The following is a 21,895-nucleotide window of genomic DNA, read 5'->3' as shown; positions in this document are numbered from 1 at the left end:
TTTAAGGTCAATCAAGAGAGCGTTTCCTGCTTTGCCCTGCCATGTGAAGAGAAAGACTCTTCTGGTTGGCAAGCCTGTTTTCAGCCAAATCTTGCCTGTACCGATCTGGATCAGAGGATCAGCAGCAGGATAGCTTTCTGTTGCTTTTTGCCGGGGGGAGCGAACCACCCGCTCCTGAGGATGGAGCAGTTAGTTCATCAGATCCTATCTGCCGTCCCCCTCAGCAAAGTGAATTTGCTGGAGGGAGCAGAGGGTTGCAAAAGAAAGGAGAATGCGTTCAGGTTATTGTCTGGCTGAAATTCTGAACCTGACTTTCAGCCCGTGATCACTGACCTTTGAATTCCAAGGGTCTGGAGAAATCAATTATTTTATTAGAAGTACTGTGGGAAACCAGTTTTCCATTTTGTCTGACTTCTACAGAAACAGAATACGTACGGTTTGGCTGAATCAATGAAGGCGCATAAGGAACATCAAATTTTAAGGGTCCATCAACACGCTGATTCAGCTTGATTTTTTTCTCACCAATCAGATTCGAATGGTTATCCTTGTTGCTGATATCTCTCATCAAAATCAGAACATCTGCACCAGCCGGGAAACTGCCTGTAGATGATTTGATGATCCCTCTCACTTTGGCACTCTCTGCAAAAAACGTCATCGTCTCATCATTGTGACGCCCCTTCAGAGTCATCACCAGGCCGTTGGATGTCATGGTGTCAACCTGCTGAAGCCCTTTGAAATAAGCCATTTCCTGTTTCATATAAGGTTCCGGGCAGGCCATCATGGTGGAACCCACTCTGCCAAACTGCAGCTCATCCTGTTGCATCGTATAGCTGCCAAAGTAACCATTACAAGGGCCACGACCACTGATTTGACCATCCTTGCCAGAAGCAGACTGAAACTCAAGAGTGACTCTTTTGCCATTAACCGGTGGCACGCCATTCAGGGAACGCAGCACCCAGGTCTTACCCTCAACGTCGGTGGGTGTTACCACCACACTCTTGTCCGGTGTAGTACAGGCAGCAAGAAAACCTCCTGCTGCCAGCACCAGAACATAACGGCCCATGGTTCTCATGATTTTACCTTATACCTCACGTGAGACGGTTCTTGATTTCTGCCCCGGCAGAAAAGCCTGAGCATAAACCTTGAAGCTGCTCATTGAAAACCGCCAGAAACCTTTATTACCAAGGCCTGACACAAAATACGGAGCTATATACGGAGCTATATACGGAATACGGATCTATAAAAGATACAGCTTCCAAATGAAACCCACGAATGTAGTGACATCATTAACCCGGATAGAAGCGCCGCCTTATACACGACAAAGAAGTAGCAAACAGTAGAACATCGACCGATACTCATCTGTCTGACCACCTCGAGGTAAAACATCACTAAGTGTAGCAGCCAAATGATTCACGACATAAATCAATCACCCTAACCGATGCTGCCTGAATTCAAGTGTCCACTTTTCAAGGCTCCCATTGAATACCTTCCCAAAGTGGTGATTGATCATTCGGTGAGCCGTTGTAATTAATTGTTATCTCTTCATTGGGTCGAATTTTTTTAATGGCAATGAACTCAATCACCCGGTCTTCCATATCATATCGATAGAGTGCGTTGGGTGTATAAGAGTGGTTGTAAATTGAACCCAGCCCCAAAGCAATAGCGGCTGAATCCATTGTCTCACCCCAAGAGAAGTAGTAGTTGAATATCGCCGTTTGATCAATGTGTTCAAGATCTTCAGGGGGCAATTCAAGAACAGGGCAACGCTCGATGACCGTATCTCGCTCAATCTTTTTACGTGTGAAGACGCCTCGCCCTTTCGAACCAGAAAATGCTACGTACAGCATAAGCGAGGCCTCTTTAATTTTTGTTTCCTGACAGTCTAACTGCCCTTTAATGGTCTGTTAATCGTCTTTTTGCTGTGCTCCACACAAAAAAAGCAGAAGTACCGGACTTCTGCTTTTTCATAATCAGGGAAAGATGATTGACTTATGCTTCACGACGAGGCCTGCGAGAACCCTGACGCCTGTCCCCGCCACGATTGTCACGATCTCTTCTGAAACCTTCGCCATCACGACCACGGCCACGACGGGGACGGTTATTATCAGGACGACCGTCATCAGCCCAGATTTTCAGATCCAGAGCCTTGTTGCGGACCTTGACGTTTTTCAGAGCATCCAGAGTGGAAGCATCCACACCTTCTGGCAGATAGACGGAAGAGCAGGTGTCAAACAGGCGAATGTGACCGATGTTCTTGCCAGAAATATTACTTTCGTTGGCAATCGCACCGACCAGATCTCCGGGGGTAATGCCCTGATCGCGACCTACATCAACACGGTAACGAACCATGCCTTCATTATCTTCTTTACGATCACGACGGGGACGCGCACCGCGCTCACCCCGGTCAGCGCGATCGCCTCTGTCCCCACGATCGCGTCGCTCACGCTGTGGACGCTCAGGCTCTTTACCATCCGGGAATGGCCGATCTTTCTGGGCCATAAAGCAGAGAACAGCGGCCATGTCTTCGTGGCTCAGAGCATGTTCAGTTTGCAGCTCAGCAATGATTTCACGGAATACATCCAGCTCTTCGCCCATGTCCAGGGATTTCACCACTTCTTCCTTGAAGGCACGGATGCGCATATCCCGAACATCACGCATGGACGGCAAACGCATGGTCTCGATGCGCTGGCGAGTGGCGTGTTCAATAGCACGCAACATACGACGCTCACGGTGCGTAGCAAACAGAATAGCTACACCCTGACGACCTGCACGGCCAGTACGACCAATACGGTGAACATAAGCTTCTGTATCATATGGAATGTCATAGTTTACAACGTGAGACATTCGCTCAACGTCAAGACCACGGGCTGCAACATCTGTAGCGATCAGAATATCGAGAGAGCCTTTCTTCAGTCGATCTACCACTTTTTCACGCAGTCCCTGGCTCATGTCACCATTCAATGCGGCAGCAGCAAAGCCTCTGGCTTCGAGCTTTTCAGCCAGCTCTACGGTTGCGGTTTTGGTGCGCACGAAGATTATCATGGCATCAAAAGGTTCGACTTCAAGGATACGCGTCAGTGCGTCCAGTTTGTGGAAACCGCTGACCATGCAGACTTTCTGGGTGATGGTATCAACAGTGGCGGTTTTCGCCTTGATCTCAACAGTGGCAGGATTCTTCAGGTGCGTATCGGCAATCTTGCGAATCTGTCTGGGCATAGTGGCAGAGAACAGGGCCACCTGACGCTCTTCTGGTGTCTGTTCCATGATCCATTCAATGTCATCGACAAAGCCCATGCGCAGCATTTCATCGGCTTCATCCAGAACAACTGCTTTCAAAGCATCCAGCTTGAGGCTCTCTCTGCGAATGTGGTCCATGACGCGACCCGGCGTACCCACAATAACATGAGCACCACGCTTGAGGCCTCTCAGCTGACCACGCATATCCTGACCACCGTAAACCGGCAGTACGTGAAAGCCCTTCATATGACGCGCGTAACGCTGGAAAGCTTCAGCCACTTGAATGGCCAGTTCGCGCGTAGGTGTCAGCACCAGAACCTGAGGATCGTTGGCCTTCATGTCCAGCCTGGAAAGCATAGGCAGGGCAAAAGCGGCAGTTTTGCCGGTACCGGTCTGAGCCAGACCCAGTAGGTCTCTGCCCTCTAGAATCCGGGGAATACTCTGAGCCTGAATAGGAGAAGGTGTTTCATAACCGACATCCTGTACCGCCTTGATGACTGCCGGGGAAAGAGGCAGTTCAGCGAAAGTAATCATTGACTCAGTAGGGGTTGTGTCGTCAGACATCAAGTACTCCAAAAATTAGGCATTGATACGATCAGTGTTCTCCCTCCAGGAGGCTGACTGAGAATAGCGCCCATCCAGGCGACCCCGTAGCGAGGACGGCAGAAAATTTTCAGACCAATTTGCTGCCGCCGCACGACTGCATGGATGCAGGAGCTAGTGCAACGCAGGAGCAGTTGCCGCGTAGGGCAGTCTATTCTCGGTCAGCCTCCTAGATACTCTGACAGGCAGCCGACAGGGTAGTGCCGGTCTTAAGCCGTGAGAATCACCCATGGGCCAGTCGCGAGTAGAAAGTCGGTCATCATGTTCTGTGGAACAGGACAGATTTCAGAGAGTCAGACAAGTGATTGATTAGCTTGAATAATTCAATGAAAACGTTGATCGTTCTTTCCGGATCTTGCGACCTGAGCCTGCAAACAGGCTCCCATGTACACTGATCCACCGCACGGTCCTTTTCGTAACGCGCAGTGATTATTAACCATGTTCCGGCCACTGGGTTCACAAACAGGCAGCGGCCTTCTCACTCATGGCAGTTGGGTGTCCATGACTTCGTTGAAGATCTCGAAAGAACTGACAGGATCGGCATCCGATGAGAGTTCAGTATGCAAACCGATCACAGAGGTAAACGGAGTACCAGGACATTTGGGAGGCAGCCCGGGAACGCTTACAGAGCATTCTCAGCCAGTCTCCCTGGGAGGACTTGTTAACAGCCCTCCCACAAAAGGCCGGTTATTCTATCGCTATTCGCTCAACATAGATAGCTGTATTTCAAGCACCCTGCCTGCATTTAGCCGATAGGGGAGCAGGATTTATAACTACTCGCTATTATTTGCAGCCATTAACTCAGCTAAGCAAAACGCGCGAAGAACACTGTTGGCTCCCTTCAGAACCTATGGGGCCTTTTGCCCGTCATCCCCTGGTAGAAGTGCTGAATTTTTTTCAGGTCACTCTCATAGTTATCCGAAGGGAAGAACATGGGGCCGAAACCTCCCACTCTGGTTTTAAAATCCAGAAACCCCAGAGCAATGGGGACACCGGCTCCAACCGCAACATGGTAAAAACCACTTTTCCATTGGCCTACCTTGCTGCGCGTTCCCTCGGGAGGAATGGTAACGATAAGATCCTCGCAAGCATTAAACCGGTCAACAACTTGCTGCACCAGTCCGGTATTACGGCTTCGCTCCACAGGTATGCCGCCCATCCAGCGCATTATAGGGCCCATAGGGCCTTTAAAAAGACTGCTCTTGCCCATCCAGGAAATCTTGACACCGAATTTAAAGGCAATGGCAATCACCAGAATAAAGTCCCAGTTGCTGGTATGGGGAGCAGCAATAAGAACGTACTTTCGAGCATCCGGCTTTTTACCCGACAACTTCCAGCCGGCAAGCTTCAGGCCCAGAGTGGAGATAAAACGAAAGAGAGTATTAATAATGGGAGTATCAAAGATCGTATGAGTCATCAAGAAGGTTACCACAGGCAGTCGAGATCAAGACTGATTCAGTGTCCATAACAAATGAATGTCTATAAGTACTCAACCATACGAAATCATATTTTCTGACTCATTGTTCAGGCACTCGCGGCAACTGCTCCTGCGTTGCTCTAACTCCTGCATCCATGCAGTCGTGCTGCGTTGCAACTTTGGTCACATAGCTTGCTATGTTCCCGTCGTTGCGCCTTGCAGAGCACCTGCCCAATAAGCCAGAAATATTCGATTCCGTATGGCTGAGTACTTAAGAAATTACATTCGCCCGACCAGCCTTCGGGCAGGATTATACCTGCCCTAATCAGAATGTACACGCCAGTACACATTTTTATGTTTAGCCAGTTTCATGAAAAGCAGTGCCTAGCCGGGCCAGGCCCTGCAGGCATTGATGTAGGGGATTAGTCCGGAGGACTGTTTATTCAGCTTCGCAGGTGCAGCGTGCTGGATTCTTTGTTGCACAACCTTCCGTAATCTACCATGACCGGGCACTCTGTGAAATTACCACGCAATTAATATGCTCTATTTATACAAATCAGTAATATTTATCTTACTCATATCTTATGGCGCTTCTTACGGGTCTCAAGATAATACTTATAATGATGAATATGTAAATTCCAACCAAACTATTTCATATAAAGATTACGAATGGAGTTTTTCGAGTACCCTGTTAAATTTATTAAGCACTCTCTCTTTATATTATGATGGGTTCAGGCTGCCTCTACGTGCAACTGAAATAGCAGCTGTTGTTTTTTTTGATTTATATCTATTTAAAATGCGTAGAGTGCCTCCTAAAACATGTCGTATGATTTTTTCATATAGCCTTTTATCAAGCCATCTTGCTAATGGTATATACGACATGAGAATGAATGTTAAAAATCACAACATCTCATTATTATCCTTAGCCAGACTCATTGCACAAAGAACAGAGCACATAATATCTTTAGCAATTGTCGAACGTTTGTCAGTAATACTTTTCACAGAACCATGTCCTATTTGTTTAGAGTCCTTAAGATTGCCTGTCCAATTTGCAACTTGTGCAAGACATTTGTTTTGTGCAGCCTGCATTGGTCAATGGCGGGCGCATTCACCTTTTTGCCCTGTATGTCGGGAGTAACCCACTGGTGATAAAGAGTAATACCAGTCAGCCTGTTCAATAAATGCCCATTTCGGAAACTGAGCGGCTTTTGGCTGGAGCATCTTTTGATCCAGCTATTTTCAGCGGGTGCTCGCAGGTGCAGCGTGCTGGATTTTTGTGATATGACTGTTCGTAATCTACCATGACCAAGTGTTCCCTAAAATTCCCAGACAATAGATATGCTTTATTTATCTAAGTCAGTGATGTTTATCTTACTGATATCTTATGGCGCTTCTTACTGGTCTCAGGATAATACTTATAATGATGAACATGTAAATTCCAACCAAATTATTTCATATAAAGATTACAAACAGAGTGTTTTGAGTATCCTGTCAAATTTATTAAGCACTCCCTCTTTATATTATGATGGAGTCAGGCTACCTCTACGCGCGGTTGAAATAGCAAGTTTTGCTTTATTTGACTCCTATCTACTTAGAACAGGTAGAGAGCCTCCTCATCTATGTAATGAAATTTTATTATATGGTATTTTATCAAGTTTTTTTCTTCATGCTCTATACGACATAAGAATGATTCGTAAAAATCATGGAACATCATTATTATTCTTACCTAGATTCATTGCACAAACAACAGAGCACATAATATTTGTAGTCATTGTCGAACGTGTGTCAGTAACACTTTTCTATGAATCATTTTCTTTTTGTTTAGAGTCCTTAATATTGTTAGTAAAAATTTTCACAGAATCATGTCCTATTTGTTTAGAGCCCTTAAGATTACCTGTCCAATATGCAGGTTGTACAAGACATTTGTTTTGTGCAAACTGCATTAATCAATGGCTGGCACATTCACGTTTGTGCCCTGTATGTCGGGAGTAAGCCACTGATGATAAAGAATAATACCGGCCATCCTGTTCAATAAATGCTCATTTCGGAAACGGAACGGATTGACTTGAGCATCTTTTGATCCAGCTATATTAAGCGGTTGCTAGCAGCCTGTCGGACTTAAGACTGTCCTACACGGCAACTGCTCCTGCGTTGCTCTAGCTCCTGCATCCATGCAGTCGTGCGGTTGCAATAAATTGGTCTAAAAATCCCTGTTTCTTCGTCAAATAGCTCGCTATTCTCCTCAGAAACAGAGATTTTTATCCTCAATTTCTTGCAATCCTCGCTACGGACGCTTAAGTCCGACAGGCTGCTAGCAGGTGTAGAGGGTGTCGCAAAACTCTCTCCAGTGTGGGAACGAGTTGACTCCCGTCATTCCCGACTTCATTCTCGTCATTCCCGACTTCATTCTCGTCATTCCCGCGAAGGCGGGAATCCACACTGATTCTCCGCCAAAACCATACTGCCCGGTGCCCCCCGGCCTTGTCATCCCCGAGAAGGCAGAGACCAACTGTTGGCCCTGGATTCCCGCCTTCGCGGGAATGACGACCTCAGAGCATGGGAACGAGCTGTTGGAGTTTTGCGACACCCTCAGAGCGTGGGAACGAGTTGTTAGAGTTTTGCGACACCCTCGTGTAGTGTGCAGGTTTTTTGTGATATAGCTTTTCGTAATCTAACATGACCGAGTATTCCCTAAAATTCCTACACAATAAATATGTTATATTTTCGAAATTTAGTGATATTCATCTCAATGCTATCTTATGGTGTTTCTTACGGCTCTCATGAGAGTATTTATGATGATAAATCTATAAATTCCAACCACACCATTTCCTATGAAGATTACAAACAGAGTGTTCCGACTGACCTATTAAATTTATTAACCCTCCTCTCGTCACATTATGATGAATTCAGGCTACCTTTACGTGCTACTGAGATAACAGTTCAATGCTTATCAAATTTCTATCTACTTAAGCTGGGCAATACTTTTCGTCATGAATATCTTGTTATTGCTTCATTTGGCTTTTTATTAAGTTTTATCGCTAACACTTCATATGACATAAGAATTTATCATCGTAATCACGAACACCCATCATTATTATTATTAAGATTAATCGCGCAAAGAACAGAGCACATATCGTCTTTATTTGTTTCCGATTACTTGTTAACAAAACTTTTTTCAGGAATATGTCCTATTTGTCTGGATCTCATGAGATACCCTATCGACTTTGCAGGCTGTAGAAGGCACTGGTTCTGCGATGCATGCCTTAGTACATGGCAGGCACAATCACTTTTGTGCCCTGTATGTCGACAGTAACCTTCCGATAAAATAAAGAGAATAGCGATCAACCCGTTCAATAAATGCCCTTTTCAAAAACTGAACGGCTTTTGGCTGAAGCATCTTTTGCTCCAGCCATTTTCAGCGGGTGCTCGCAGGTGCAGCCTGCTCGATATTTGTGACATGATCTTTGGTAATCTATCTTGACTGCGTGTTCCTCAAAATTCATAAACATTAGATATGCTCTATCTATGCAAGTTAGTGATATTTATCTTACTGATATCTTGTGGCACTTCTTACGAATCTCAAGATAATACTTATGATGATGAATATAAAAATTCCAACCACACTATTTCATATGAAGATGACAAACAGAGCCTTTCGACTGCCCTATTAAATTTATTAACCTTTCTCTCGTGGCATTATGATGAATTCAGGCTACCTTTACGTTTAACTGAGATAACAGCTCATTGTTTGTTGAATTTCTATCTACTTAAGCTGGGCAGTACTTTTCATCATGAGTATCTTTTTGTTTATTTATTAAGCGCTGTCGTTAACTTTTCATATGACCTAAGAACTAATCTGCATAATTACGAAGATCTATCATTATTCATATTTAAACTCATCGCACAAAGGATGGAGCACGCATTGTCTCTATTTATTGCCGATTATTTGTCAGTAAAACTTTTTTCAGGAATATGTCCTATTTGTCTGGAACAAATGAGTAACTTTATCAACTGTGCAGGCTGCAGAAGGCACTGGTATTGTATTGCATGCCTTCGTACATGGCAGGCGCAATCACTTTTGTGCCCTGTATGCCGACAATAACCCCCAGTAGCCCTCACCCAAAGTGAAGGCCAGGGTTATATCAGCCACCAATCTGGGCAAGATTGCGGGTACCTCCGGTATACCCCTGATCCAGAAAATGACCGTCTACTTTCAACCTGAGTACTGATCGAATTTCCTGAATCAATTCATCCTGCTGGCTGTCGTCCTTTAATAAATGACGAAGGTCATGGCCTGATTCGGAGAACAGGCAAAGTTGCAGATGCCCCTGACTGCTAACCCTCAGACGGTTGCAGTCTTTACAGAAGTCTCTTGAGTAGGGGGTAATCAATCCAATACGTCCCTGATACCCGGGATGACAATATTCGTAAGCCGGACCCGCATCTTTATTTCTGGCCATTCTGACCCAACCCTGCTCCAGAAGCTGATCTCTTATTTGCCTTCCGGGGACATGGTATTGATTGAAAAAGCGACCATTATCCCCTGTCTGCATCAATTCAATGAAGCGCATGGTAACAGGCTGGTGCTTAATCCATTCCAGAAACGCCTCCAGCTGAATATCGTTGATCCCTTTCATCAAAACCGCATTGACTTTGATAGAAGGAAGACCGTTTGCAAAGGCCTTATCAATACCAGCCAGTATTTCCTGAAGACGGTCGTGCCCGGTTATCGCTGCAAAGGCTCGGGGGTCCAGACTGTCGATACTGACATTAATCTGATCGACACCAGCAGCCAGCCAGGACTCAACTCTCTGGTCCATTTTGTAACCATTTGTGGTCATAGCCACTTTCTGAATCCCCGGAATGGACTTGAGAGTACTGACAATATCATTGAAGTCAGAGCGCAGGGTAGGCTCACCGCCAGTCAGGCGAATCTTCTCAACACCCACCGCCACAAAAGCGGTCACCAGACGTTTAATTTCGGCAACATCCAGCGACTGCTTGTGACCATGCTCATCACAGCCATCAGGCAGGCAATAGTTGCAAGTGAAGTTGCACAGATCAGTCAGAGACAGTCTGAGATAGGGAAACATTCGTCCCTGTTGGTCTTGTAATGGTCGCATTTCACACCTTTCCAAACACGGGAGGCCCAGACATTTCTGTGTGAACCCTGGCAACCCTGCGTGTAACACGCATCAGGTCACGGCCAGACAACCGTACCTTCAGGGCTAATGCCTGATGAGGGTTAGGTTGCGAAGCTCGGCGCTTTATTAAAATTAATCAGGGCCTCATCCTAACCCTAACCCGACCAAATAGCCATGCCCGAAAGGACAATATCGAGTGATACAAATAACAAGAAACAGATTGCTGAATTCATTTATAGCTTTTACTTTAAAAGCAGTTTCAAAGACTGTATCGAGGAGACCTTTCAATGACTGACTGCTGTTCTGCCCCGGGGCTCATGCCCCTGCACGAAGGGCTGGAGAAACTGATGACGGAAACACCTGTCGTCACTGAAACAGAAACAGTGGCTCTGGCTGACTCCCTGGACAGGGTTATCTCTGAGACGATTATTTCGCCGGTTAACGTTCCGTCACATGATAATTCAGCCATGGATGGGTATGCAGTCCGTTTCAGTGACCTGGCACAAGATTCAATACTGCCACTGGCCGGAAAATCTCTGGCCGGACACCCTTATCAGGGTTCTATGCCCGCTGGCCACTGTATAAGAATCATGACAGGTGCTTCCATTCCTGAAGGTGCCGATACGGTCATCATGCAGGAGCAGGCCGAGATCACCGGACAGGGTATTGCTTTCAGCAAGCTACCCTCCCAGTCAGGCAACAATGTTCGCCGTGCCGGTGAAGATATTCCTCAAGGTTGTCAGGTTTTTGAAAAGGGCCACATCATCAAAGCCCAGGATATAGGTCTGCTGGCTTCATTGGGAATCCCTGAAGTTCCAGTCATTCGCAGAATAAAAGTAGCGCTCTTTTCCACGGGTGATGAACTGAAGCTGCCCGGTGAGACTCTCGGACAAGGCAATATATACGACAGCAACAGGTTTGCAGTATCAGCGATGCTCAAGCGACTGGGTGCAGAAGTGATTGACCTTGGAAAACTCCGTGATGACCGTCACGAGATCCGGAAAGCTTTTCTGGAAGCTGATCAGCAGGCTGATGCGGTTGTTACCTCTGGTGGAGTATCCGTAGGTGACGTTGACTTTGTCAAAGATATTCTCAGTGAAATAGGCCATACTTCCTTCTGGAGGCTGGCCATCAAACCCGGCAAACCGTTTGCCTTTGGCAAACTTCCCAACAGTGTTTTCTTTGGGCTACCGGGCAATCCGGTTTCCGCTACGGTGACTTTCCAACAGTTGGCAGTGCCCGCATTGCAACATATGATGGGAGCAGAACCCGCTCCTGCTGCTGAACTGCCAGCAACGTGTCTCACTCCCCTCAAGAAACAACCCGGTCGCCTGGAATTCCAGAGGGGCATTCTCTCAACCAACGAGAAGGGAGAAGCCGAGGTAGTAACATCGGGCAGTCAGGGGTCGGGGATTCTCCGATCCATGAGCATGGCTAATTGTTACATCATTTTGCCAGCTTCCCAGGGGAATGTTGAGGCAGGAGAAACGGTTAGAGTGCAGATGTTCGATAAACTTCTCAGGTAACCACTCGCTTTTCTGCAGGTTGTCGCAACACTCTGGTTCCCACGCTTTTGGGACCTTCGGGTTCCGGGTTGGAAAAGGCTGATCATAAAACGGGTACTGTCGTATTTCTTCAGTCTCTGCTCTGGTAGCCTGCCAGCCTCCTGGACAGGCGTCTTTTTTAAATATTTCAAAAAAATGTCATAACTGTAATATTTCTGAAACAAAACACTTATATTTTCACCATCATCTTTATTCACACAGCACCAAGGTGCAGAAAATGTCTGAAGCAATAAGTCAAGCCAGCACCAAAGCTGACTACAAATACACCAGCAGGCACTATGGCCGTATCTGGCTGAGAGTTATCCTCTGGATCTATGCTCTCCTGGTTGCCGTCAGCGTAGTGGGCTCCGGTTTTAAAATGGCCGTGGGCGGCGCAGAAGCCGCTGCAGAGCTGTTCAGCTTTGCCAACAACACTATGCTGGCACTGATTGCCGGTACCCTCGCCACGGCTCTGGTTCAGTCTTCCAGTACAGTGACCTCTATTATCGTTGGCCTCGTGGCTGGTGGCCTGCCGGTAGAAATGGCGATCCCTATGATAATGGGAGCCAATATTGGTACCACCATCACAAATACTCTGGTCAGTCTGGGTCACATGGGTTGCGACAAGTCCTTCAAGCGGGCCTTTGCTGCTTCGACAGTTCACGACTTCTTTAACTATCTGGCGGTTCTGATTCTGTTGCCTCTGGAATTGATGACCGGCTTCCTGAGCGATATTTCTCAGCATGTAGCCACACTGTTGGTGGGTGGCTCTGCTATTGATATGGGTAGCCTGAATTTCGTCAAGCCCCTGACCAAGCCGGCCGTGAATATTGTCAAGGATTTTGCAGGCCTCCTGCCCGACAGCACACTGGCTGGCCTGACCATGATCGCCTTTGGTATCTTCCTTATCTTCAGCTCGGTCGTAAGACTGGGCAAGCTGCTGAAAAAAGTTATGGTGGGTCGTGCCAGGGACGTTCTGCACAAGTCTATTGGTCGTGGTCCGGTTTCCGGTATTGCCTCCGGTACTGTTATGACCGTAATGGTGCAATCCTCTTCTACCACCACCAGTCTTATGGTTCCTCTGGTAGGCAGTGGCGTCTTCACCGTTCGTCAGATGTACCCTGTCACTCTGGGTGCCAACATAGGTACAACCATCACAGCGCTGCTTTCGGCAACGGCCATCGTCGGTGCAGACGCAGTGCACGCAATGACCATTGCCTTGGTACACCTGTTCTTCAACGTGTTTGCCGTAGCCCTTATCTATGGCCTCAAGTGGCTACGTGAGATTCCTCTCTATGCTGCAGAAAAATTGTCTGATCTGGCTATAAAAAACCGCGCTTATGCATTCCTGTATCTTTTGCTGGCCTTCTTTGTCATACCGGGCCTCGGGATTTTGATAGCCCAATAAAGCTTTCTTGATATTCTTAAGAAGCCCTGACCATGTCGGGGTTTCCTTTTAAGACCTGCTTCTTTAATTCCTGTTTAAACTGCTATGCTCTGTGGGTTGCCAATCATGGAACAGGAATCTACCATCAGGCATCTGTTCATCCCCCTGACGTTGTCAGTAGTCTTTCACACCCTGCTTTTGGGCTATACCGAAAGTAGCTGGATGACTGCTCCGAAAACACCGGGCATTCAAATCAAACTGGTATCTCATCAACCCGCCATAACGCCTGCTATTGAAAAAAACCTGACCGCTTCAGAAGCTACGATCGGCTCGGAATTGACAAAACCAGATTCTCAGTTTGAAAACACTGAGCGCACTCAAACCACTGAAAAAACAGAGCAGGCTGAAAAAGCAGAAAACAAGAAAGTCATAACGACCAGGGCGGAAAAGAAAAAGATTCAGCAAGAGCCGGCCAACCAGGAAGAAAACAAACACAGGGACGCAAAACCGGTTGAGCCTCCTGCATCTAATCTCAACCAGCAAACTGCAGGAGAGCCAGTTGAAGAACTCATCAATTCAAAAGCCGGGCATTTGGAGCCTGATGAATTTCAGAAATGGGTGGCTCAACTTCAATACCGGATCAATCGCTACAAATTGTATCCCTTCCAGGCTAAAAGAAGGCGACTGGAAGGAGAAGTAAAAATCAAAATTGAAATCAACTCTGACGGAACACTGGGAAAAGCCACTATGCTGGCCGGCAAAAAGGCATTCAAAGCCAGTAGTATGAAAGCCATTGAACGCTCACTGCCCCTCCCCCCTCCTCGCAGGAAACCTGTTACGGTGATTATCTCTATTAATTATCAACTGCTCTGACCGATCAGCTCCTGAAGTTTATTCCTCAACCATTGATAAGCAGCATGACCATTGCCGCGTTTATGCCAGAACATAGGTTGTATCAGGGGTTCGAAAGAAAAAAAAGGAGGGCAGTATTTGAAGATTAAATCAACCCTGACGAGAATTAAACAACCTGATAACTCCGTATTACAAAACATATATACCCGCCATACAATCGGACTTTTTCAACTCAGGACTCCTCTGCAATATGTCTCGCTCACTCCAGGCCGATGCTGTAATGCTGCTAGTGACTTTACTGGCAGCCAGTGGCTGGATTTTCACCAAACTGGCACTTGAAGGTCTACCTCCCATCGCTTTTCTGGCACTGCGATTTCTGGGCTCTTTTCTGTTATTGGTGATCTTTTGCTGGTATTCACTCTTCAGACTGAACCTGAAGCAGTGGCGCTGTGCTGTTTCCGTGGGATTGGTTCAGGGCATCACCATGATGATCTGGATTCTGGCGATCAACCGTGCCGGCCAGGTCAGCGAGGGCGCATTCATTACCAGTATGCTGAGCATTATTGCTCCGATTATTGCCTGGCTGTTTTTCAGCAGCCATTTAAAACGGGAAACACTATTAGCCCTGCCCCTGTCTCTTGCAGGCATGGCTCTGCTGGCACTGGATGGCAGCTGGCAGTTTGAATCGGCACAGCTTCTGTTTCTGGTTTCCGCTTTCGGGTTTGCCCTCCATATCAATCTGACCAACTATTTCGGCCAGAATATCCCCTCTCTTCCTTTTACAACTATCCAGATGGCCGTAGTAGGAGGACTGGCGGCACTGGTTTCCTTTTTCACCGAATCCTGGCCTGCGACTGTCAACTCATCAGCCTGGGGCTGGCTGCTGGCTTCGATTTTTCTGGCTACAGGCTTTCGTTATACGCTACAAACCTGGGGCATCAAAAACTCCACAGCAGGCAACGCTGCTCTGATTATGACCCTTGAGCCTGTCTGGACTGCCATAATGAGCCTGCACTGGCTTGGAGAGTCCATGGATAAAAAGGCTCTGACTGGTTGCACATTAATTCTTCTTTCCCTGATAGTGAGTCGCTGGCAGCTGTTAAAGCGACAGGCCAGAAGAACCGGAGAAAGTGTAAGGGTATAAATTTGAAAGCCCGATCATAGAGCAAAAAAATCGTGTTAAACGGACTCCCGGAAATTGACTCTGGCAAGCACTGAGAAGAAGACTTTTAAACTCATCCCTCTCGTCTCTGGTACTTTAAAAGCGACTTCAGTCAAAAATACACCTGCAATGAAAAATTATGGCTATCTTTATGGGGTTGTTTCATTTCAGGTGTTTTTATCAATGATGAAAAGAAGAAGTGCCCTGGTTGGCTTAACGCTTTGCTTGACTCTTTCGACTCCCGGATGGTCAGCAGAATCCCCAGGGAAATTAGCCCCTCATAAAAGCGTCAAGTATTTGGGAAGTCACCTGTTGCACTCAGACGACCATAGAGGGGTTACTCATATAACCGGTGCTCACTTCGCTCATGTCGGAAATGGTTCAACAGGGACACTCTACCTGCTTTCTGGAGATGCCGGGGCAGGCTTCACTGGCAGGTATGGCTGGGGGGTATTTTCCAAACCCCACTATTACGAGGTGGATCTGAGCAGGGTTGTTTTGGATCGTCAGAGCCCTGGTAACAACGGGCCTTTACCCAGTGAAGTGTTCGAATACCAGATTACTGAGGGCAAGAATGCCAAAACCCACCCTATCTGGCTGAACGATGGTCATATTGCCCCCAGCGCCATCACTCTGACCAAAGACGGGGAGCTGATGATTTCCTCCAGTCAGAGTAATAGAGGCTTAACCGGCATTATTGACTACAGAGCAATCGACATTCCCGCCTATGCAGGCTTCGGATACAGGCACGCCAATCGTGACGAAACCAGTCTGGCCACCCGGAACAACGGTTTTCTGAAAGCCTGGTACGATGCCCATGAATTCTTCCCTGTACCAGTGCTTGACCTGATTCCGGCAGCCTTTCTGCATACCTTCAGGGAAATTCCCCTGCAACTCTCCAAAGGTGTTCACCGGGTTGATATCGGACTGTCATCAAAATTCCTGCTCACAAATAATGATCGTAGACCGGGTCAGGTAGATAGCGAATTCAAGCTGCCTAAACATTTTGAAAACAACAACTGGATTCCTTTCCATATAGGATTGAAGGGTATTCAACAGGGATTCGGTGTGAAAAGTCTTGACCGTGTTCGCAATAGCAATCATTACGTTGCTGCAACCGCTGGCGCTCTGGTTCAGGACGCCAAACAATGGAATATCAATGAACATGTCCCACCTGTCAGGGTGGTGACCTTTACTACAGAACAACTGTCTAACAATGGCCAACCGCTGCCTGGACAATACCTGAACAGCCATCAGCTTCCTGCCAGAGGTGAAGTAACAATTCTGTCAGAGAAGCTCTATAACTTTTCTCTCCTGGTTTTAAGCCCTTCTACAATAAAACAGCTGGGGAGCAGCGGCCCGATTCGTACCGTCAGCGATATTGCGGTTCTCAACAAGAAACAGGCTCTGTTCCTTGAGAAAACAGAGCTCCCTTATCGAAGTTCTCAATCCAGTTTTATTACCCGGGTTTATCTGGTCGATCTGGGCAGTGGCAAGAATTTCAAAGGCACTGAAATGTTTGCTGAAGACGAGCTGAACAAGGCATTTACGAAAGCACCAGAATACTTTATGTCGAAGACTCTTCTCTTTGACAGCCTTCACTTGGACTCCTTGAAAATGTTGGAAGATAAAATAGACTTTGATATTCACGAGACCTCTTTTGAGGCGATTGCGCTGGGTCCTGAAACGGTAAGGGGGGTCAAAACATTTATGCTGGTCAGTTACGATGACGGCGAAAACAAAAAATCGAGCACCGCGACTCGTCTCTTGCATTTTACCTTGCCAGCCAGTAAGTAAAGTCCAACTTATGGCATGTAGAAGACCTGCATGGGTGCGGCAAAGCCATTATCCCTCGGGTGATGGCTTTGTTCATTTTCAGACTCCCGACATTATAAAATTCAGCCTCCTTCTACCATACCGGCTTCTCTGAGAACGCCACACCTTCTTCAACAATTTATGAAATATCCTGTTTATGCTCTCGTCTCAGTACTGATATAGTAGAAATCAGAGAACAGACTCAAGAACAATAAACGGATAGACAAGGCATGGTCGATAAACCTTTGACAGGACTGGCTGCTCGACTGGTTGTCGACCAGCTGATCGATGAAAAGACACTCCGCTCTGCACTTTCACAGGCAGAAAAAGCAAAGCAGCCCTTTTCCAGCTACCTTATTCAGGAAAATCTGGTCAGCGCCAAAGACATATCCCTGGCTACCGCAGAAGAATTTGGCATGCCTGTTATGGATCTTAATGCCTTTGACCCTGAAAACGCCCCGAAAGACCTGATTAAGGAAAAGCTGATCCGCAAACACAAACTGATCCCATTAATAAAGCGGGGTACCAGACTGTTTGTCGGGGTTATTGATCCCAGTGATCACACAGCTATTGATGAAATCCGATTCAGCAGCGGCCTTATGGTGGATTCGGTACTGGTTGAAGAAGACAAGCTGGACAAATTCATTGATCAACTGCTGGATACTGGTGTTAATGCCCTGTCGGATTTCGATGACGAAGAATTTGGTAATCTTGAAGAGTTGGAAGTCGGTGCTGTCGAAGATAACGATGAGGAAGTGGCAGGAGAAGATGACGATGCCCCTGTCGTAAAATTCGTGAATAAAATGCTACTCAGCGCCATCAAAACAGGCGCTTCGGATCTTCACTTTGAGCCCTATGAAAAAACCTATCGGGTTCGCTTTCGCACCGACGGCGTTCTTCATGAAGCCGCCAAACCACCTTCTGCCCTGGCACCCAGAATTGCATCCCGTCTGAAGATAATGTCCGCCATGGACATTTCAGAACGACGTAAGCCCCAGGATGGTCGTATTAAAATGCGCCTGTCCAAAAGCAAATCCATCGACTTCCGGGTCAATACCCTGCCTACCCTTTGGGGTGAAAAAATCGTACTGCGGATTCTCGACCCTTCCAGTGCCAAAATGGGCATTGATGCCCTGGGCTATGAACAAACCCAGAAAGAAATGTACATGGAAGCCCTGCACCAACCCCAGGGTATGATTCTGGTCACGGGACCCACCGGTTCCGGTAAGACCGTCTCTCTCTACACGGGGCTGAATATTCTGAATACTCCGGAAAGAAACATTTCCACAGCCGAGGACCCTGTAGAAATCAACCTGGAAGGTATCAACCAGGTCAACGTTAATCCGAAGCAGGGAATGGATTTCTCCCAGGCTCTGAGAGCCTTCCTTCGCCAGGATCCTGACATCATTATGGTAGGGGAGATTCGAGATCTTGAAACGGCCAACATCGCTATCAAAGCAGCCCAGACAGGTCACATGGTCATGTCCACGCTGCACACCAACAGCGCTCCGGAAACGCTGACCCGTCTGCAAAACATGGGGGTTCCTTCTTTCAACATTGCCACCTCTGTCAGCCTGATCATTGCCCAGCGTCTGGCCAGACGCCTATGCAACCACTGCAAGGAACTAAAAGACATCCCAAAAGAAACACTACTGGAAGAAGGTTTTACCGAAGAGCAGATCAAGGATGCCAAAATTTATGGCCCCAAGGGATGTGATCAATGCAGCAAAGGCTACAAAGGCCGTGTGGGTATCTATGAAGTCGTAAAGATTACACCGGCTCTACAGCAGATCATTATGGAAGAAGGCAACTCCCTCCAGATTGCCGAAATTGCACAGAGAGAAGGGTTTAATAACCTTCGCCAGTCTGGACTGTTAAAGGTTTTGCAGGGTGTGACCAGTCTTGAAGAAGCTAACCGGGTAACCCTTGAGTAAGAGATTCCCCAACTTTTTGTCCACTGTGGCTGTCATTAAACCGCAGCCACTGGATCACTCATAAACATCAGGCCAGAGTTTTTTCTACTCCATCAAACTTATTAACAATCCCGGCTTCAGGCTTGCAACACACCAGACTGACAACAACGTAACCTCTTTGCCACAAAAAATTACAAAGTTTCGTAATATCGCCCCCCAAACAATTAACATCAAATTAACAAAACCAACCGAAAAGCCTTCATACACGTAGTTTTTCATATAAAGGTTTTCATTTTTTAAGAATGAAAAGTGTTTGACCAAGTATTCAAAAAAACACACTAAAAAGATTAAAAAAATGCAAAGTAACGGCCATTATCTTAACCACCTGGAGGACAGAGTGGCTTTTTCTAGCTAAATTAAACGGGGCAAAGACAAGTTAGATAAACGTCGCTTTTTATGCAATTCCAATCTGATGTAGTTCCAACTCGTGTGCTGTTAACTTTAATCAGGAAGACAATATGAGTTTAACAAACAAATTGGCGGCTGAATTTTTCGGTACGTTCTGGCTGGTATTGGGTGGTTGTGGTAGCGCAGTATTGGCTGCTGGCTTTCCCGAACTGGGTATCGGTTTTGTCGGTGTCTCTATAGCGTTTGGTTTAACCGTATTGACCATGGCATATGCTATTGGCCATGTATCCGGATGCCATTTAAACCCGGCAGTATCTTTTGGTTTATGGTTTGGTGGCAGATTCCCTTTTAATGAACTGATTCCGTACATTGTCGCACAAGTGACTGGTGGTATCGCCGGTGCCGCAATATTGTATTCTATTGCCTCAGGCGCGCCCGGTTTTGATGTATCAGGCGGTTTTGCCTCCAACGGCTATGGTGCTCACTCTCCCGGCGGCTATTCAATGATGTCGGTGCTAATTTCTGAAGTAGTGATGAGCTTTATGTTTCTTATGGTCATTTTAGGAGCAACCGACAAGCGCGCGCCTGCAGGTTTTGCACCCATCGCTATCGGCTTGTGTCTAACCCTGATTCATCTGATAACTATTCCGGTCAGTAACACTTCGGTTAACCCGGCCAGAAGCACCGGTGTCGCGGTATTTGTCGGTGATTGGGCAACAGCCCAGTTATGGTTGTTCTGGGTAGCACCCATTGTCGGCGCTTTACTGGCTGGTAAAGTCTATGGATGGGTAAGTGCGGAAAAAAACAGCTAGTTCACCGAATGGGCGCACATGGAAGGCGACAGTGGGCTGCTGATTAAACCGCAGCCACTGTATCACTCATAGCCTTCAGGCCAGAGCTTTTTCTACCCCATCGAACTCGTCAACGATATCGGCTTGAGGCTCACAAGACATCAGGCTCGCAACGACAATGGCAATAAAGGCAAATAACATGCCTGGCACAATTTCGTAAAGGTCGAAAATGCCTCCGGACATCTGTTTCCACAGAACAACGGTGACACCACCAACCATAATCCCGGCAAGAGCACCATTGCGGTTCATACGTTTCCAGTAGAGACTCATGATCAGTGCAGGGCCGAATGCAGCACCAAATCCAGCCCAGGCATAAGAAACCAGACCCAGAACAGAGCTGTCAGGTGACATAGCCAAAGCAAGGGCAACGAGGGCGATAAGAACTACCGCCAAACGACCGACCATCAAAACCTCTTTCTCATCAGCCTTCCTGCGAATCACTGCCTTGTAGAAGTCTTCCGCCATTGCAGAAGAGGACACCAACAGCTGAGAGTCAGCGGTACTCATGATCGCAGCGAGGATGGCAGCGAGCAGTATGCCTGCGACCAATGGATGGAAGAGTGCGTTGACCAGCACCATAAAGATCGTTTCACCGTCGCCCAGAGACAGATTCGATTCATTGATATAGAGCAGACCGATCAGCCCCACCATAATGGCACCCAACATGGAGATAGCAGTCCAGCTCACCGCTATACGACGGGCTGTAGGTACATCCTGTTCGGAACGGATACCGGCAAAACGAGCCAGAATATGAGGCTGACCAAAGTAACCCAGCCCCCAGGCTACCAGAGAAACAATTGCCATCCACCCCAAAGCTTCGCCACCAGACGTAGTGAACGGATTCAACAGTTCCGGGTTATGGCTGCGCAGCTGTTCGAACAGTGACGCATCGGAGCTTCCGGTTTGCAAGGCTATAACCGGAACAATCACCATGGCCGCCGCCATCAAGAGTCCCTGAACCAGATCTGTCCATGAGACAGCCAGAAAGCCCCCAAAGAGAGTGTATGAGATCACACAGAGCGTTCCGACGATAACCGCCCAGCTATAATTCAGTCCGAATACGGTTTCGAACAGTTTGCCGCCGGCAACCAGACCGGAGCTTGTGTAGAACAGGAAAAACAGCAGGATGAAGAACGCCGATACTACCTGCAGCACCTTTGAAGTATCCCGGAAGCGATTGGTAAAGAATTCTGGCAGGGTAAGGGCATTTCCGGAAGCTGCACTGTAGACACGTAGACGACGAGCCATCAGTAACCAGTTCAACCAGGTTCCCACCAGCAGACCACCGGCTAACCAGAAAGCTTCAACGCCTGAAGCAAAGGCATAACCCGGCAGACCCAGCAGAAGCCAGCCACTCATATCAGAAGCACCGGCACTGAGGGCAGCAGGCCAGGGCCCCAAACTGCGCCCACCCAGAAAGTAATCTTCAGAGTCCGAAGTCCGCTTCCAGGCCCAGAGACCTATCATCAGCATCATGGTCAGATACACGACAAACGTCATGATTGTCGCAAAGGTATTTGTAATCATTATTTTTCTCCATACTGCATAACTTGTCCTGAGTA

At 47.2% G+C, this 21,895-nt stretch carries 17 protein-coding genes and 1 riboswitch; of the genes, 11 read left to right on the top strand and 6 right to left on the bottom strand.

Annotation, left to right across the window (positions count from 1 at the left end):
* Positions 1 to 325: 325 nt before the first annotated feature.
* The 4 genes from P6910_RS05040 to P6910_RS05025 form a co-directional block, all read right to left on the bottom strand.
* Positions 326 to 1,072: an META domain-containing protein gene (locus P6910_RS05040; protein WP_317145192.1), complete on the bottom strand. Its 747-nt coding sequence runs from the start codon at positions 1,070 to 1,072 to the stop codon at positions 326 to 328.
* Between the two features lie 394 nt (positions 1,073 to 1,466).
* Positions 1,467 to 1,847, bottom strand: coding sequence for an SET domain-containing protein (locus tag P6910_RS05035; RefSeq protein ID WP_317145191.1), 381 nt, complete (start codon positions 1,845 to 1,847; stop codon positions 1,467 to 1,469).
* A 142-nt stretch (positions 1,848 to 1,989) separates the two neighbouring features.
* Complete coding sequence (locus tag P6910_RS05030) at positions 1,990 to 3,801, bottom strand: DEAD/DEAH box helicase (protein WP_317145190.1); 1,812 nt, start codon at positions 3,799 to 3,801, stop codon at positions 1,990 to 1,992.
* Between the two features lie 880 nt (positions 3,802 to 4,681).
* Positions 4,682 to 5,257: a lysophospholipid acyltransferase family protein gene (locus P6910_RS05025; protein ID WP_317145189.1), complete on the bottom strand. Its 576-nt coding sequence runs from the start codon at positions 5,255 to 5,257 to the stop codon at positions 4,682 to 4,684.
* 538 nt (positions 5,258 to 5,795) lie between these two features.
* On the opposite strand from P6910_RS05025, the gene P6910_RS26710 reads away from it, so the two are divergent.
* The 4 genes from P6910_RS26710 to P6910_RS26700 all read left to right on the top strand — a co-directional run bounded on the left by P6910_RS26710 (position 5,796) and on the right by P6910_RS26700 (position 8,570).
* On the top strand, positions 5,796 to 6,395 hold the full coding sequence (locus P6910_RS26710; protein WP_410493879.1) for an RING finger domain-containing protein: 600 nt from the start codon (positions 5,796 to 5,798) through the stop codon (positions 6,393 to 6,395).
* Between the two features lie 200 nt (positions 6,396 to 6,595).
* Positions 6,596 to 7,249 (top strand): RING finger domain-containing protein, encoded by a 654-nt coding sequence (locus tag P6910_RS26705; RefSeq protein WP_410493878.1) that lies wholly within the window; start codon positions 6,596 to 6,598, stop codon positions 7,247 to 7,249.
* A 335-nt stretch (positions 7,250 to 7,584) separates the two neighbouring features.
* The gene (locus P6910_RS05020; protein ID WP_317145188.1) at positions 7,585 to 7,917 is read left to right on the top strand and encodes a hypothetical protein; all 333 of its coding nucleotides are present in this window, start codon (positions 7,585 to 7,587) and stop codon (positions 7,915 to 7,917) included.
* A 53-nt stretch (positions 7,918 to 7,970) separates the two neighbouring features.
* On the top strand, positions 7,971 to 8,570 hold the full coding sequence (locus P6910_RS26700; protein ID WP_410493877.1) for an RING finger domain-containing protein: 600 nt from the start codon (positions 7,971 to 7,973) through the stop codon (positions 8,568 to 8,570).
* Positions 8,571 to 9,399: 829 nt separating this feature from the next.
* Here the strand turns inward: P6910_RS26700 and moaA are convergent.
* Positions 9,400 to 10,380: a GTP 3',8-cyclase MoaA gene (gene moaA, locus P6910_RS05015; protein WP_317145187.1), complete on the bottom strand. Its 981-nt coding sequence runs from the start codon at positions 10,378 to 10,380 to the stop codon at positions 9,400 to 9,402.
* Positions 10,369 to 10,534, bottom strand: a riboswitch (molybdenum cofactor riboswitch). Its footprint overlaps the gene before it by 12 nt.
* A gap of 154 nt (positions 10,535 to 10,688) precedes the next feature.
* Between moaA and moeA the strand changes: the two genes are divergently transcribed.
* The 7 genes from moeA to aqpZ all read left to right on the top strand — a co-directional run bounded on the left by moeA (position 10,689) and on the right by aqpZ (position 20,294).
* A complete protein-coding gene (gene moeA, locus P6910_RS05010; protein WP_317145186.1) occupies positions 10,689 to 11,927 on the top strand; it encodes a molybdopterin molybdotransferase MoeA in 1,239 nt (412 codons plus the stop codon).
* A 256-nt stretch (positions 11,928 to 12,183) separates the two neighbouring features.
* Positions 12,184 to 13,353, top strand: coding sequence for a Na/Pi symporter (locus P6910_RS05005; protein WP_317145185.1), 1,170 nt, complete (start codon positions 12,184 to 12,186; stop codon positions 13,351 to 13,353).
* Positions 13,354 to 13,458: 105 nt separating this feature from the next.
* Complete coding sequence (locus P6910_RS05000; RefSeq protein ID WP_317145184.1) at positions 13,459 to 14,205, top strand: TonB family protein; 747 nt, start codon at positions 13,459 to 13,461, stop codon at positions 14,203 to 14,205.
* Positions 14,206 to 14,434: 229 nt separating this feature from the next.
* Positions 14,435 to 15,328, top strand: coding sequence for a DMT family transporter (locus tag P6910_RS04995; RefSeq protein ID WP_317145183.1), 894 nt, complete (start codon positions 14,435 to 14,437; stop codon positions 15,326 to 15,328).
* A 201-nt stretch (positions 15,329 to 15,529) separates the two neighbouring features.
* Positions 15,530 to 17,143 carry an esterase-like activity of phytase family protein gene (locus P6910_RS04990; protein WP_317145182.1) on the top strand — a complete coding sequence of 538 codons (1,614 nt, stop codon included), beginning with the start codon at positions 15,530 to 15,532 and terminating at the stop codon, positions 17,141 to 17,143.
* 248 nt (positions 17,144 to 17,391) lie between these two features.
* Positions 17,392 to 19,095, top strand: a complete 1,704-nt coding sequence (pilB, locus tag P6910_RS04985) for a type IV-A pilus assembly ATPase PilB (protein ID WP_317145181.1) — start codon at positions 17,392 to 17,394, stop codon at positions 19,093 to 19,095.
* Between the two features lie 497 nt (positions 19,096 to 19,592).
* A complete protein-coding gene (aqpZ, locus tag P6910_RS04980) occupies positions 19,593 to 20,294 on the top strand; it encodes an aquaporin Z (RefSeq protein WP_317145180.1) in 702 nt (233 codons plus the stop codon).
* 75 nt (positions 20,295 to 20,369) lie between these two features.
* Here aqpZ and putP read toward each other — a convergent pair whose 3' ends face one another.
* Positions 20,370 to 21,860: a sodium/proline symporter PutP gene (putP, locus tag P6910_RS04975; protein WP_317145179.1), complete on the bottom strand. Its 1,491-nt coding sequence runs from the start codon at positions 21,858 to 21,860 to the stop codon at positions 20,370 to 20,372.
* Positions 21,861 to 21,895: the final 35 nt, after the last annotated feature.

The organism is Endozoicomonas sp. 8E (assembly GCF_032883915.1).
Classification (GTDB): domain Bacteria; phylum Pseudomonadota; class Gammaproteobacteria; order Pseudomonadales; family Endozoicomonadaceae; genus Endozoicomonas_A.
Note: the sequence above shows the minus strand (reverse complement) of the source record. Positions and strands in the feature narration are given on the sequence as shown.